This window comes from Devosia sp. (assembly GCF_030689745.1).
Classification (GTDB): Bacteria; Pseudomonadota; Alphaproteobacteria; order Rhizobiales; family Devosiaceae; genus Devosia; species Devosia alba.
In genome coordinates this window covers 1-12,959 of sequence record NZ_JAUYGL010000203.1, presented here as the reverse complement: position 1 = coordinate 12,959, position 12,959 = coordinate 1, and the positions used below count along the sequence as shown (strand labels likewise).

The 12,959-nt window shown below is 50.6% G+C and carries 18 protein-coding genes; 17 read left to right on the top strand and 1 reads right to left on the bottom strand.

What is annotated here, in order from left to right; translation table 11 throughout:
- The first annotated feature begins 482 nt into the window (after positions 1–482).
- From Q8O80_RS17945 to Q8O80_RS17865, 17 genes are all read left to right on the top strand, one after another.
- On the top strand, positions 483–737 hold the full coding sequence (locus Q8O80_RS17945; protein WP_305581783.1) for a helix-turn-helix transcriptional regulator: 255 nt from the start codon (positions 483–485) through the stop codon (positions 735–737).
- Positions 737–2,143: a type II toxin-antitoxin system HipA family toxin gene (locus tag Q8O80_RS17940; RefSeq protein WP_305581781.1), complete on the top strand. Its 1,407-nt coding sequence runs from the start codon at positions 737–739 to the stop codon at positions 2,141–2,143. The genes Q8O80_RS17945 and Q8O80_RS17940 overlap by 1 nt, the downstream gene beginning before the upstream one ends.
- A gap of 115 nt (positions 2,144–2,258) precedes the next feature.
- The gene (locus Q8O80_RS17935; protein ID WP_305581779.1) at positions 2,259–2,867 is read left to right on the top strand and encodes a hypothetical protein; all 609 of its coding nucleotides are present in this window, start codon (positions 2,259–2,261) and stop codon (positions 2,865–2,867) included.
- Entirely contained in the window at positions 2,864–3,610 is a 747-nt protein-coding gene (locus Q8O80_RS17930) for a hypothetical protein (RefSeq protein WP_305581777.1), read from the top strand. The genes Q8O80_RS17935 and Q8O80_RS17930 overlap by 4 nt, the downstream gene beginning before the upstream one ends.
- On the top strand, positions 3,607–4,776 hold the full coding sequence (locus Q8O80_RS17925) for an ATPase, T2SS/T4P/T4SS family (protein ID WP_305581775.1): 1,170 nt from the start codon (positions 3,607–3,609) through the stop codon (positions 4,774–4,776). Before Q8O80_RS17930 ends, Q8O80_RS17925 begins: the two co-directional genes overlap by 4 nt.
- Before the next feature lie 133 nt (positions 4,777–4,909).
- Entirely contained in the window at positions 4,910–5,281 is a 372-nt protein-coding gene (locus tag Q8O80_RS17920; protein WP_305581774.1) for a hypothetical protein, read from the top strand.
- A gap of 213 nt (positions 5,282–5,494) precedes the next feature.
- Positions 5,495–5,797, top strand: coding sequence for a hypothetical protein (locus Q8O80_RS17915; protein WP_305581772.1), 303 nt, complete (start codon positions 5,495–5,497; stop codon positions 5,795–5,797).
- Between the two features lie 6 nt (positions 5,798–5,803).
- A complete protein-coding gene (locus tag Q8O80_RS17910; protein ID WP_305581770.1) occupies positions 5,804–6,370 on the top strand; it encodes an HD domain-containing protein in 567 nt (188 codons plus the stop codon).
- Between the two features lie 104 nt (positions 6,371–6,474).
- Positions 6,475–6,762 carry a hypothetical protein gene (locus Q8O80_RS17905; protein WP_305581768.1) on the top strand — a complete coding sequence of 96 codons (288 nt, stop codon included), beginning with the start codon at positions 6,475–6,477 and terminating at the stop codon, positions 6,760–6,762.
- An 86-nt stretch (positions 6,763–6,848) separates the two neighbouring features.
- Positions 6,849–7,166: a hypothetical protein gene (locus Q8O80_RS17900; RefSeq protein ID WP_305581766.1), complete on the top strand. Its 318-nt coding sequence runs from the start codon at positions 6,849–6,851 to the stop codon at positions 7,164–7,166.
- The gene (locus Q8O80_RS17895) at positions 7,163–7,492 is read left to right on the top strand and encodes a hypothetical protein (RefSeq protein ID WP_305581764.1); all 330 of its coding nucleotides are present in this window, start codon (positions 7,163–7,165) and stop codon (positions 7,490–7,492) included. Before Q8O80_RS17900 ends, Q8O80_RS17895 begins: the two co-directional genes overlap by 4 nt.
- Positions 7,378–8,283, top strand: coding sequence for a metallophosphoesterase (locus Q8O80_RS17890; RefSeq protein ID WP_371136235.1), 906 nt, complete (start codon positions 7,378–7,380; stop codon positions 8,281–8,283). The genes Q8O80_RS17895 and Q8O80_RS17890 overlap by 115 nt, the downstream gene beginning before the upstream one ends.
- 142 nt (positions 8,284–8,425) lie before the next feature.
- Positions 8,426–9,886: a Fic family protein gene (locus tag Q8O80_RS17885; protein WP_305581787.1), complete on the top strand. Its 1,461-nt coding sequence runs from the start codon at positions 8,426–8,428 to the stop codon at positions 9,884–9,886.
- Positions 9,887–9,939: 53 nt separating this feature from the next.
- Positions 9,940–10,326, top strand: coding sequence for a hypothetical protein (locus tag Q8O80_RS17880; protein WP_305581760.1), 387 nt, complete (start codon positions 9,940–9,942; stop codon positions 10,324–10,326).
- Between the two features lie 32 nt (positions 10,327–10,358).
- The gene (locus Q8O80_RS17875; protein WP_305581758.1) at positions 10,359–10,733 is read left to right on the top strand and encodes a hypothetical protein; all 375 of its coding nucleotides are present in this window, start codon (positions 10,359–10,361) and stop codon (positions 10,731–10,733) included.
- A 111-nt stretch (positions 10,734–10,844) separates the two neighbouring features.
- Positions 10,845–12,134: a type II toxin-antitoxin system HipA family toxin gene (locus Q8O80_RS17870; RefSeq protein ID WP_305581756.1), complete on the top strand. Its 1,290-nt coding sequence runs from the start codon at positions 10,845–10,847 to the stop codon at positions 12,132–12,134.
- Positions 12,134–12,424: a helix-turn-helix domain-containing protein gene (locus tag Q8O80_RS17865; protein WP_305581754.1), complete on the top strand. Its 291-nt coding sequence runs from the start codon at positions 12,134–12,136 to the stop codon at positions 12,422–12,424. Before Q8O80_RS17870 ends, Q8O80_RS17865 begins: the two co-directional genes overlap by 1 nt.
- 411 nt (positions 12,425–12,835) lie before the next feature.
- Here the strand turns inward: Q8O80_RS17865 and Q8O80_RS17860 are convergent, their stop codons facing one another.
- Complete coding sequence (locus Q8O80_RS17860) at positions 12,836–12,952, bottom strand: zinc ribbon domain-containing protein (protein WP_305581785.1); 117 nt, start codon at positions 12,950–12,952, stop codon at positions 12,836–12,838.
- Positions 12,953–12,959 lie beyond the last annotated feature (7 nt).

Sequence of the window (12,959 nt, the reverse complement as noted above, 5' to 3'; positions counted from 1 at the left end):
GCTTCCGTATTGGGTATCGGTATGAATGTGGTCGGCCCCACGTATCGCGGACTGTACGATGGGAAATGGGATTATTGTTCTCATTCGACAACCGTCAATCTACTATAGGTAGTAGGCTGGTGTGCAAACAGGATAGGCAAGGTTCCAATCACCCCCCCTTTGTGCTTGGTGGTGATTTTGTCGTGAAGAATCTAATGAGGCTGCCGATTGACGAGGCGATCGCGTTTTATCGGCAGGTTCGTCGGCAGGTCGCTGAAAGTCCGGATGGGACTAGGGTTTCCATCATCGCTACTGTGCTGCCTAAGGATGGCTAGTGAACCCAGTAAGAACATTCGGATTTTCTAGTAAGAATCTCCATTAGAAATATGCAATATAATACATAAAACACAAAATAATACAGGAATTATGTAACATAATACATATTTATGTTGATTTTAATTTTAGCTATGGTAAGATGGGTCTATCTTTACGTAGAGGTGTTTATGAACTTTTCAGACATTAGTGAAGAAATTCGAAACGCAAGAAAACAAAAAAAACTTTCCCAGGCTGATATAGCTGATGCGCTGGGGTTCGATCAATCGCTTATCTCAAGGATTGAGTCCGGGAATATAGATGAGATCGGTTTCAGGAAAATGCTTTTGATATTCGATTTTCTTGGATTGGATTTACAACTTCGTCCTGTGTCAGGTGGGTATACATTTGAAGAAATACAAAACGATAATCAGGCGATGAGATAATGGTAAAAATTTACTCGATCGAAGATCTGCAATTATCGGCATTAAGCCGGCTCGATGTTTATGTGAATGGTAAAAGATCGGCGACATTAACAAAGGAAGGAAATCGCTACGCGTTAACTTACCTGCCGGATATTGATCCGGAGTATTTTGTGTCTCTAACTATGAGAGTAAGAAATGAATCATGGGTTTCTGTCGGACGACTGCATCCGTTTTTTGAAATTAATTTACCCGAGGGGGCGCGAAAAGATGCACTGGCTGCGGCATTTGGCAAAGCGATGGTTTCGGAGGAAATGGCACTTCTAGCTTTAACTGGAAACGATACAATTGGTCGCATTCAGGTTGTTCCGGCCGGATACCCATTGGAATGGAAAAGACAATTTGATTTTAATATCGAAGATGCGCGACAGCAGGATTCGGTTGAATTTTTCAGTGATGCGGTGAAAAAATATGCCGGACAAGGGGTGTCCGGGGTGCATCCAAAAGTTTTATTTAACTCGCAACGAACCACATTAAAATCTGAAAAATGGATTGCCAAATACGACGGTGATGAACTTAAAGGTCTTTCTATCAACGAATATTTAAGCATGGCAGCGGCGTCCGAGTGCGGGCTGGATGTGCCGGAATGCGAACTATCCAAGGATGGTCGGACTTTGTTCGTGAAACGATTTGATGATGGCATGGGATTTGAGGACTTTTGCTCATTGCTGGCTTTATCTCCTTTCGAAAAGTACAAAGGATCGTATGAGCGGATTAATAAAATTATCGGCTCTTTTGTTGATAATAAAATCGCTTTCAGGGAAGCGTTGCTGAAATCACATATATTTAATATGTGCATAGGGAATGCGGACTCGCATTTAAAAAACTATGGGTTGATATATAACCATCAAATAAAACCTGTTTTAGCTCCATTTTACGATCTCGTAACCGTTAAGGCATTCGAATCATTCAAAAAGGATATTCCCGCTTTAACTATTGGCGGCAAAAAAGAATGGGTTATTGGAAAATCATTTGAGAGGATGGCTCTTGACTGGGGGGTTAAAAAAGCGAAGATTGATCAATACCGGGAAGAAATAAAATGTGGGATTGAAAAAACAATTCCTTTGGTAGTGAATATTGCCAAGCGGCATCCGTGGTGTAGCGAACAAAACAAGCGTATGGTTTGTGTATGGAATACTGGTTTAAAGCGAATTTACGGTGAGCAAGTGATAGAAGAGCAAACCGACACGCTTGAATCCATCGGGTTTTCTGCGATCAAGCCGACATCTATCAGGAAAAAAGAAAACCCGTATCGTGAAAACTCACCAATGAATCATGCAAGGGACAATATTTACTCACACTCTTCACAGAGCAATGAAACGGCTACAGATAGCCTTAATGAAGGCGTCGTTTATCAAAACAAGCCATAAAACCTCTAGACCTTTGGTGCGTCTGCCGGTTGAGTAGTCCTAATGTTCAAACTTCATCCTTGAGTAACTTTCGATTTCGGTTAGAATTGCCAAATCGTTAGCGTAGGTTATATTCATGCACAATCAGTATGCTCAGAAGGGTGGAAGCATCAAGCGCGTAGCCCAAGACGGCTGCACGGACTTGTTCGAGTTCGCCGGGGTGCTTTTTGATAGGGTTTCCGGACATATTTATGCGCACGGCAACAGAAGAGATGTGCTGAACACGGCTGTTCGCATGCGCAGGACGCTTACGCTGGCCGGCGGTGTCGCAACGCTACACCGGATGCAAGTTGTCGTTAATCGCATCTCGTCCGACGAGATTAACCGCATGGTCCAGGTTCCTGGGTATGTGCTGAGCTGGTACGCAAGGGAACAAATCATGGCCGCAGCGGGTCGCGGAATCCTGCGATTCGAAGACGGCTCTTATTCCCACGCCGGATTCGATGTCCGTTCGCCTGGCTACTCCGCCGCTGCGGATCACCTGTGCATGGTGATCATCACTGAAACGATGATCTATCACAACCTCTCGACGCTTGGTTGGCGTATCAAAGACTTTCGCGATCGCTTGCGGTCGATCTCAAAAGCTCATGGTCGCGACCCGCTGGATGCCCAGTCTGGCAGGGCGCAGTGCGACGACAAAACATCTATCGAAGAGTTGGAGTTATTGGAGGCAATCCCGGTATGAAATTAGAGACACCGCAGTTCATTGGCATGGTTGGCCGCTCGCGGTCTGGCAAGGATACCGTCGCAAATTACCTGATCCAGCGATACGGCTTTGTCAGGATGGCCTGTGCCGACAAGTTGAAGAAGATCATCTCGCGCGCATATCATGTGCCGCTGGATCACTTCTATCTGGATGAGTTCAGGTACGTTCCGCACAAGAACCTCAATGGCGACTTCATGCGAACCGGCGAGCCTTACCTGCAACGGGGGTATGAATCCATATTGGAAGAGTTGAGTCCAAAGACGATAAATACTCCGCCGGATGTCGCCTGCCGGGAGATATTCGTCAATCTGCTGTCCGGCAGGAACTATTCCCCCATAGAGGCTGCTCAGCTAATCGGCACCGAGGGGTTTAGGCGGCACGTCAATGACGGCGTATGGGTGGATTATCTGATGGCCGAGGCAAGTTCAAAGCTTGATGCGGGCAAGTCCGTGGTCGTTTCCGACGTGAGGTTCGAAAACGAATTCGACCTTATTCAGGAGAATGGCGGCGAAATGTGGGCGATCAAGCGCAGCACATACCGCGCGAGCAATCATGAATCTGAAAAACATATTGATAGACTCTCCGCTCGCGCCGATATCGCCATCGCAAACAATTCGACAATGGAGTTGCTGCATTTATTGATTGATGCGCACATTGGCGTATCTGCGTTTCAGCAAGAGCCTGTCGCCTCTGCATCCCTACAAGAGGTCGCTACGCCATGACGCCCCAAGAAGACCTCCAGAAGGCCAAGGGCGTTGTCAATGGGCTTCTTGCTCAGGTGGCAAAGGTTGGCGCAACCGAGCTGTTCCTGACAACTGAATACCCGCCAGCGGGTCGCATTGACAACAAGATCGTCCAGCTCATGAAGGAGCCATTGGCGGCCGATAGTTGTCGCAAAATGGCGCAGTCGATCTGCGACGAGCGGCGCTGGCAGGTATTCCTGGCGAGGAGTAGCGTCTCCTTCATCTTTACTTCGCCATCCGGGCGATTCAGGGCAAGCTTGTTCATGCAGCAAAGACGGGTCGGGATGGTCATTCGCCATCTGCCTGGGGTGATGCCAACAATCGATGAAGCCGGGCTGTCTGAGGTGATCAAGCCGATCGTCTTGGCCGACAAGGGGTTGATTGTCATCGCAAGCCCGTCCGGCAATGGCAGGACGACCACGCTTGCGGCGGCGCTTGATCACAGGAACCGGTTCTCGCAAGGCCATATCGTGGCGATCGAGGAGATGATTGAGTTTCCGCAGCCTCACAAGCAATGCATCGTGACGCAAAGAGAGATCGGGTCGGATACGCCACATATGCGAGCCGCATTGTCCGACGCGTTCCATCAGGCTGCCAATGCAATATTCGTCAGCGATGTAATCGATTCCGACTCGCTGTCGCTGACGATGCGGCATGTGGAGGCGGGGCGACTTGTCGTAATTTCTGTTGTCGCCGAGGATTCGGTCGACGCCATCAGAAAGCTGGTTGAGCTCTACCCCGCCAACAAGCGGGAGGAGGCGAGTCTGGCGTTATCCACCACGCTTGCGGCGGTGTGTGCGCAACAGATCGCTACGCGGCAGGACGGTGGGGCGTTGCTGGTGACCGAGATGCTTGTTGGCACGCATCGCGTTCTAAGGGATGTTGCGCGCGGCGACCTGTCTGGGCTGAAAGGTTGCATGGAGTCCGACCAGAAGTTCGGCATGCACACCTTCAACCAACGACTGTTTGACTTCTACGAATCCGGCGTTATTGATCTGAATTGTGCCCTGTTTTTTTCCGACGATCGCATCAGCCTGCGATTTAGATTGCGAACAGAGAGCTCCAGATATGATGCCGAAGGCGGCGAGGGAGGTGGCGAGCAAGAATCGCTCATGCCAAAATCCGATGCGATTCTTTCGGTATGAGGTGGCGCGTATTTGAGACTGCAAATAGGCGCGCTCTGGAGGTTGCTTAAAGCGCGAAGATAAGCTCATCCTTCTCGCCAAGGAATTCAGTGCCTATGCCGTCGCGTGCGATGAGGATGGACATCCCTATGCGATGGTGTACAAGACCAATAAAAATAGGGAAGGCTTCCGGCCAGCCGTATTCCGGGAAGTCCTCAAGGAGGGTGGGCTTGAACTTGATCTGTTCGAGTTTCGGCCAGACATCAGAATAAATGGGGGTGTCCAGCTACATAGCAGGTTCTCAAGGATTGGGCATGACACATTTATTCATGACGCCGTCCCGGATGATCTTATGGCATCTGCGTTGATTCATGATAACGGATTGCATCACATAGTCCGGTCTTCGGTATTAGAGTACGCCCCGGGGCGTAGCGTGAAGCTGTCGATCCCGGTTGTGGGCGGCATGTTATTGATCGACGATGATGTCGTTGCCGAATATGAGTTAAAAGAATGTCGCGAGGGTTGATTGAACACGGAAGATAGAGATAGGTATTGTGCGTTGATGCACGGCCTGCTAAGCAAGATGAACTGGTTCGGAACTCACCTAGCAAGGGGAATGCGCGGACAAGTGTTCAATGAGTCGCTTCAGGCGGCCTCGGCAAAGCCGTAAATCGGATTGCGTCATTTCAAAAATAGTGTATGTTTGATACAAGCGCGCACAACTCAAAAAGGTGTCAGCATGGATAAAAGTTATTTGGAATCGCAGATTATGACTCGTCGCCCTGGTGCATCAAGCATTCATGAGGTGCTGATGGATATCGGCGATGAGGGAAAGATGGGCGTTTCACGCCTGCCTGACGGGAATTTTCATGCGATCATGCCGTGCCCTGCCGTTTGCGTCGAAGATGAGAGTCACGGCTTTGGGGGTACTCGCGAGATGGCTATGTTGCACTGCGCCTTTGAGGCTATGTCACGGCGAGATGCTGTCCGGGCGATGTCCGAAGAGGTCTCGATGGTAGTTCCGATGGCGCTTGCGGCGTAACGCATCATGGAATCCTGCGAAAAGATACTGGAGGCGATAGAGTTCATCCGTATCAAGCATGAAGGGCAGACGCGGAATGGAACAGGGGCACCTTATGCGGCACACCCTATCGCAGTCAGCTACATACTGGCGTCGCACAAGTCGTCAGAGCGCATCACCGAGCTGATCATCGCTTCATTGCTGCATGACACGCTTGAAGATACCGATACGACCTATGATGAGATAAGCGGCGTATTTGGCGGATTTGTTGCATCGTTGGTCAAGGAGTTGACGAACGACGTGGTTGCCATCAAGTCGCTCGGAAAGCTTGAGTACCATAAGTGCAAGTTTATGGAGTTATCCAGCTACGGCTTGACCATCAAGCTATGTGATAGGCTTCACAACGTCAGTGACCAACCAAGCGTGAAGATGCTCCATAATACGATCAGCTTGATCGGTTACGTCATGGAACGTCGCACCCTCAATGTGCCTCAACTTACCCTATGCGACAAGATACTGTCGATCTGCTCAAAGAAGGTCGCGCCTGCCGATAGCGCCATTGACCAAGCCATGAGCGCAAGCCCCTCGCTTTAGCCATGGGGAGGTTCAGCAAGTATCTTGTATGGCGCTATCGGCATAACTCGTCCAATGTAAAGGTTTCGCCCGTCTAATTGAAAGGTTCCCATTGAAAGGTTCCCATGAAAAGCACTGAAACCCCATGGACGCATACTGGCGTCACTGAAAAAGACCAGGTCATCGAGTTTTCGCCGTCAGGATCGGTGTTCAAGCACTCGATCATGGTGCCGGCCGGCACGAAATGTCGGAAGCTTGAAGGCGGGAGTGAGCCATGGGTTATTGACGATCTGAGTTTTATGCCCGACAAGAAGTCGATCGCATACGGCGACGCTGACATCTATGGCATCCCCGTTCCGGAAGAGTTGGTCGTTAATATTGAGCCTGTTGCGCAATATTCGCCTCGCGCCTGAAGCGGGGTATCGATGCGATTGATCGCCGTGACATCCCTTTAATTTGGTGTATGGTTGAAGCATCCAAACAAAAATGAGGTGATGTGATGACCAAGATCGTGCACGTAGTGCTATCGAACAACGATTCTGCGGTGTTTGTGAATGACAGCCTGATCTACGCCCTGGATGGCAATGAAGGCGGTGAATTGCCGTTGACTGTCGCGCAGCGGCTCGCTGAATCCATGCCGGACGGCGTGATTCAGCGCGTTAGCATGGATGTCCCAGACGATGCTGATTGGAACTGGAATGATGTGCTTGAGCTCATCCCGGCTTCGGACGGTGTGCAGCGCAAGATGCCTGCAATCCAGCGACCTTGTGTTGCAGAGCTCGTGGGCGAGTCATGTGAGCAGGTGATGGCGCCATGAATAACTCTGACCTGGAGTTGCGACAGGAGGCGCTGATCGGGCACATCATCAAGATGATCGACGCTGGATGGGTGTTCGTCTGCGACAAGCCCGAGCCCCGCGCCGTTTTTAAGGCGGTGATGGATGAATTCGAATTCATCAGGGGTGAGCCGCGGCGGCCATTGCGCGTCGCAGCCCTGACCGGGATGGCTGAACGTTTAGCCAATGCCGGATGGGATCCTGTTCAAATCCTGTATTCGAGCAACAACGTCAAGCGCGTATTCAGGGAGGCTCGGGAATATGTCGAAGAGGTCTCTCAAAACAATGCGCCCGGGATGTCGCCATGACGGCGCCACGCATAGCGCGATATGCAGCAAACACTACAGGTCGCGACTTTGTTGTCGGTGACATCCATGGAGCTTACACGATGCTGCTGGTCGCAATGCGGCGCGTCGGTTTTGAGCCCAAGGTCGACCGCCTCTTCTGCACTGGCGATCTAATTGATCGTGGGCCCGAGTCTGCCAGGGTCGCCAAGTTTCTATCCCTACCATACGTCCATTCTGTGCGAGGAAATCATGAGGATATGCTGATCCAGTTGAGTGAGGGCGGATACATCCCGACATTTGGTTCAGAGCACTTTTTGGTACGGCAAAATGGGCTTGGATGGTGGGATGCTGAGCCTGTGGAGTTGAAATTGGAGATATTGGCGGCCATTCGCAAGCTTCCGTTGGTGATCGAGATTGAGACGCCTCGCGGCATCGTGGGGCTACTTCACGCAGAGGTGCCTCTCGGGTTGTCGTGGCAGCAGTTCGTCGCGAAGGCTGATGAGCAAGACTCGAAGGTGATTGAGAGCTTGCTATGGGGCAGGGAACGCATCCAGGGCGGTAACACTTCAGGCGTTCCTGGCGTCGGGCGCGTATTCGTGGGGCACACGCCTCAGATGAATGGCGTTTCACGATTTGGGAATGTCTATGCGATCGACACTGGCGCCATATTCGCGGATCTATGGGATAAGGAAGGCGCAAGCCTGACGATGATGAATCTGCTGCATCGCTCTGAAGTGCTCCTGGCGCCGCAGGATGGGGTGCTGAATCTTCTGGATGAACCGGTTGCGCAACCGTTCGGTAGTTATACGTGAGCGAAGGTGTGTTTATCACTTCATCCAATTTTAGTTTTGAGGCATTAAATTTTGCTTTGGATTTTAGTTTTGAGGTGCTTTTTTAGTTTTGAGCGTATAAACTAGCTGCATAAATTTAGTTTTGGGGTGGAAATTGATTATTGTGTCGAACAAGAAAAACTCTGCCCTTATTGCTTACAAGCACAGGACAGGAAAGGTTGTGAGGCTTGCGGAGGGCATCTATTCGGATGATGTCCTTACGCCGGTGCGCGCGCAGATATGCAGGGATATTGAGCAGATTCTGACACTCCTTGGGGTTGAGGGCGCGCTGTCGTGGCAGTCGGCTTTGGCAGTGCAGCCAAGTCATGATGTGATCTACCTTCAAGGCGCTTCCGCCAAAAGACTGACTCTCTCCGACGGCATGATCGTTGATGTGACGCCATCGAAGGTCGATAACGTTCATCGCTTGCCGATCGCCACTGGCGGCAAGATCGTCAAGCCATCGCTGTACCGCGCAATCATTGAGAATTTATTGCCGGGGAAGGTTGTGCAAAAGAAGTCGGATCGTGAGGGTGCGCTGCACGCGTTACGTCAGCATATTGATACCATCTTAACGGGGAATCCGGACGGATTAAAAGCTGACTTGGATGTGTTTGGTGCGGTATCGAGCGCGATAGGTGTGTCGGAGTTGCCGCGCGAAGTTGCGATGGCCTATGATGCGGCGTTTGCTCGTCTTGCTCAATCTTCTGTATCGCACGTGGCGGTTGATGGCGCTCGCCTTGCCCTGTTTTCTATGGCGGCGGAAAGGCTTCAAACCTCCATGTCGGTAGTATCTGTGCCGGATTCCCGCCTCGCGTCGCAGCGCGAGCCGATGGGGTTCGTTGAAAGTTATTTCTCCAACTACATTGAGGGAACGGAATTCGAGATCGAAGAGGCGGAGAAAATAGTCTTCCAATCCGGGTATGGCGACGCCCATCCAAGAAGCAAGGATGGGCACGATATCGTTGCGCTTTACAAAATAATCCTGTCTCCGCAAGTTGCAATATTGGGGAGTGAGGTTGGAATCAAGACGGTACGCGCATGGCACCGGGCACTGATGAAGCATCGATTTGATACAGCAGGAGAGTTCAAGGAGAACTTCAATCGCGCGGGAAATACTAAATTCGTAGCGCCAGAGCTTGTGAGTGAAACGCTTCGGCGTGGATTTGATATGGCAAAGGATTTGTCCCCAGGGCTGCCGAGGGCGGCTTTCTTAAAGCTTGTGTTCACCGAGGTGCACCCGTTTGATGATGGTAATGGCAGAATATCAAGATTGCTGCTGAATAACGAGCTTGCATCGAATGGAATGGATCGACTGATAGTGCCAACCGTGTTTCGAGAGGATTACATGCTTGCCATGAAGGCATTCTCGCAGCAATCCAACATACATCCGTTTGAGCGAATGATGTCAAAGCTTGTTGTGATCAATCGCGACATTCCCCGCGACGCTTCGCGCGCCGAATTGGTTGCATCTTTGCATGAAAAGAGCGCGTTCTGCCTTCCGTCGGAATCGATGTGGGGTGTGAAGCCTCCTATGAATGCTGGCGATGTGGCGGCATCGGAGTTGCCGGCTATTCGCATGTGATAAACCGTTCCTAAGCACTTTGCCATGACGACATCAACCCAAGGAGTGAATATATGAGCATACCAACCCCAAAGGAAGCGATCGACTCCATCATCGAGTGGACTGCTTGCGACAACATGCCGAGCGATCCCGCTGCCCGGCTACAGTATTACGAGCGCCGGATGATGTCGATCCGCAATACCGCGCGCACCGTGCAGCATGCGACTGAGATCGAGTTCCCCGGGGCGCTCGAAAGGAATGGGATGAAAGGTGCTTTATCGATGGCGCCAGAGCATCTTGAGGTTTTGGTGGGGCTGCACAAGGCTCTGTCGCGGATGATTGACAGGCACAATCCGGACTCGATCGAGGCAGAGTGGCTTAGTCATTCGAATGAGGTTATCAGAAAAATCACCGGGCAGGATGTTGAGGTTGAAGTGCCGGCGCCGTTTTCGGTTAGATAATCAAATATTTTGAGTAACATGGGGAGTGAGATATGGAATACCTAAAGGACGTAGCAAAATGCATCAGTGATGGCATCGGCATCGCCCGTGCTGATAATGGGCAATTGGTTGTCACAGACGACGTCAGCACAGATTATGTCGCTTTTCGTGATGGCAAGTGGCAGCTTGAATCCCATCAGCTTCCTCTGGATGAGGTCTTACGCGACTATCTTGATCGCGCCGCGTTGCTGGCGTATGCAGATGAGCTCTTGGCGGAAGCGCACTATATCCCTCATAAGGATGCTGCCGCTCTGGCGGGGAAGATGGCCGGCCTACTAAGTACGCTGCGCGAAGGGATGGCGGCTGAACTGCGCGCGTTCGAGTTTGAACATAGCCCAGCGACTACTCCACCCTCCCTCCAGGCTTGACGACAAAATCCAGTACGTAGCTTGCTGCTATTGGTGACATCATCGTGTATTTTGTATATATAAATATATAAATCATTGACACTTGCGCATGCAATCTATATACTTTAATGCATGAAAAGCATAATTGAAATCCATGTTGATGGCAAATGGCACGAAGCTGCTCTGATTGAGTCTGGCGGGCGTGATCGCTGCACGTTTGAATATCTGCCGGAGTATGTATTCGGGGATATTTGCCGCCCCGTATCGTTGACGTTGCCCGTATCTTTGGAAACAAGGCAGCCAATGGGATCGTGCCCATCATTTCTATTAGACATGGTTCCTCAGGGGAATGGGCGCCGGTATTTGACGCAGCGGCTAGGGTTGGCTGACTCGGATGATCTGGTTATGCCTCTCATTCAGCACGGCGCATTCAACCCTGTCGGCCAGTTACGACTCGACACTGCCGTCACATATGCAGACAGCGTCATGGAAGGTGACGTTTCTTTAAATCAAGGCTTCACGCTTGATGAGATAGTGAGCCGCAAAGATGACTTTATAGAGAATCTATCCAGGCATGGCATGTTGGGTGCAGGGACAACAGGGTTGCAAGGCGCGTCCGCTAAATTCATGCTTGTCAAAGATAATGATGGATTGTGGTTTCTTGATTCATTCGCAAAAGAATCTGACGTCGCCTCTCATTGGCTCATGAAATTACCTCGTGGCCGGCATGAAACGGATCAGGCGATCCTTAAGAATGAAGCTGCGTATATCAAAGTCGCTCGGGTGTGCGGGCTCAGGTCGCATGGCGAAACCTTCTATCGTGACGGGATGTTGTTTGTACCCAGGTTCGACCGGACGATGAAGGATGGGGCTGTGGTACGTTTGCATCAGGAGAGTCTGGCATCGCTTGCTGGTCATCGCACATTCGGCATCCGGCCCAATCATTATGACCTCGTAAAATCTTTCTTGCCTTACGTGAGCGATCCGGTTGGTGAGGTTGTTGAATATATCAAGCGTGATCTTTTGAACCTGGCGATGCGCAATACCGACAATCACGCTCGTAACACGGCTGTCCAGCAACTTGAAAATGGCACGATACAACTAACCCCTGTATTCGATATTGCGCCGATGTTCATGGACAGGGAAATGATCGTGCGGGCCAGCAGGTGGTTGAACCAGTATGGGCAGGTTATAAATAATTTTGCCGATGTGATCGAAGAATTGCCGTTAGAAGGTGAGGGCAAGAATGCGGTCATGCTTGAAATTCAATCGTTCTCGAAAGTGATTGAAGATTTGCCGTTGACTATGGAAGAGTGCGGGGTTGATGCCAACATCATTCAATTGTGCAAGCTACAGATAAATCAGGTTTGTGAATCCATCGACAAAGGCCGCTGCGCCGAAATTAATGGGATGTCGAGATAATGGACAAACGCCTAAAACCAAGTGACAAAGAATTTGAAAGAAAATTGGTTGATGAGTTCTTTCAGAAATTCGGCGAAGGTCAGTTCGGCATCCCCAGCGCGACAAAAGCTATGCGTCGTATCAGTCGGTTGACCCAACCAGAGTTCGCAAAACATCGCGGAATCTCGCTGGCGACATTACGGAAAATCGAAACCGGGAGCGGTTCGGCAAATGTAGAAACGCTAAACAAGATAGGCGATATTTTTGGTCTCGAAATAGGCTTTTTAAAAAAGGCTAAAAAGAAGTTCTAACGGAAAGGAATTGTGATGCCAGTGATCCACGCACAACGATTATCAGACTTGTCGCCGGAAGTTATTCAAGCGGTGAAACGGGTATATGCACCAGCTCCCACACTCCCGGTAGATTGTGTTAGCAACTACCCAGCGCTTGAGTGTCCGATGTGTGGGAGAGAGCGTAAGCCGCGCTCCTTGAACAAGGATGGCTCGGTGACTTACTCGTGTGCGCCAGATCATGTGAATCACGGTTCGCAATACACCTGGCGTATCGCCGTTGACGGCACGCTGATCGACTAACGGAAAGGCGAACATGAATGCTAAAGCAAAAATTGCTGCTGCTGAAGAAGGTTGCCAGAAAGTGCAAGCCGCATGGGTGGATGCAAGCACGGCTTTAGCTGGGAGAGTTAGCTTGACATCCTCCCCGCCCTAAAGGGCGGGGATTCCTACCGCTAGACGCTCATGCCCGAGCGCGAGAATGTTTTTAGCGGCGTTTACGTCGCGATTGTGAGCGGCACCGCACTCACAACAAACCCATTCTCTTATTCCAAGA

What these genes read in the sequence shown, in the direction of transcription:
- Q8O80_RS17905 (WP_305581768.1), top strand. Translation starts at nt 6,475, where the DNA reads ATGAAAAGCACTGAAACCCCATGGACGCATACTGGCGTCACTGAAAAA.
- Q8O80_RS17930 (WP_305581777.1), top strand. Translation starts at nt 2,864, where the DNA reads ATGAAATTAGAGACACCGCAGTTCATTGGCATGGTTGGCCGCTCGCGG.
- Q8O80_RS17935 (WP_305581779.1), top strand. Translation starts at nt 2,259, where the DNA reads ATGCACAATCAGTATGCTCAGAAGGGTGGAAGCATCAAGCGCGTAGCC.
- Q8O80_RS17895 (WP_305581764.1), top strand. Translation starts at nt 7,163, where the DNA reads ATGAATAACTCTGACCTGGAGTTGCGACAGGAGGCGCTGATCGGGCAC.
- Q8O80_RS17870 (WP_305581756.1), top strand. Translation starts at nt 10,845, where the DNA reads ATGAAAAGCATAATTGAAATCCATGTTGATGGCAAATGGCACGAAGCT.
- Q8O80_RS17925 (WP_305581775.1), top strand. Translation starts at nt 3,607, where the DNA reads ATGACGCCCCAAGAAGACCTCCAGAAGGCCAAGGGCGTTGTCAATGGG.
- Q8O80_RS17945 (WP_305581783.1), top strand. Translation starts at nt 483, where the DNA reads ATGAACTTTTCAGACATTAGTGAAGAAATTCGAAACGCAAGAAAACAA.
- Q8O80_RS17900 (WP_305581766.1), top strand. Translation starts at nt 6,849, where the DNA reads ATGACCAAGATCGTGCACGTAGTGCTATCGAACAACGATTCTGCGGTG.
- Q8O80_RS17920 (WP_305581774.1), top strand. Translation starts at nt 4,910, where the DNA reads ATGGTGTACAAGACCAATAAAAATAGGGAAGGCTTCCGGCCAGCCGTA.
- Q8O80_RS17880 (WP_305581760.1), top strand. Translation starts at nt 9,940, where the DNA reads ATGAGCATACCAACCCCAAAGGAAGCGATCGACTCCATCATCGAGTGG.
- Q8O80_RS17875 (WP_305581758.1), top strand. Translation starts at nt 10,359, where the DNA reads ATGGAATACCTAAAGGACGTAGCAAAATGCATCAGTGATGGCATCGGC.
- Q8O80_RS17890 (WP_371136235.1), top strand. Translation starts at nt 7,378, where the DNA reads ATGGGATCCTGTTCAAATCCTGTATTCGAGCAACAACGTCAAGCGCGT.
- Q8O80_RS17910 (WP_305581770.1), top strand. Translation starts at nt 5,804, where the DNA reads ATGGAATCCTGCGAAAAGATACTGGAGGCGATAGAGTTCATCCGTATC.
- Q8O80_RS17865 (WP_305581754.1), top strand. Translation starts at nt 12,134, where the DNA reads ATGGACAAACGCCTAAAACCAAGTGACAAAGAATTTGAAAGAAAATTG.
- Q8O80_RS17940 (WP_305581781.1), top strand. Translation starts at nt 737, where the DNA reads ATGGTAAAAATTTACTCGATCGAAGATCTGCAATTATCGGCATTAAGC.
- Q8O80_RS17915 (WP_305581772.1), top strand. Translation starts at nt 5,495, where the DNA reads ATGGATAAAAGTTATTTGGAATCGCAGATTATGACTCGTCGCCCTGGT.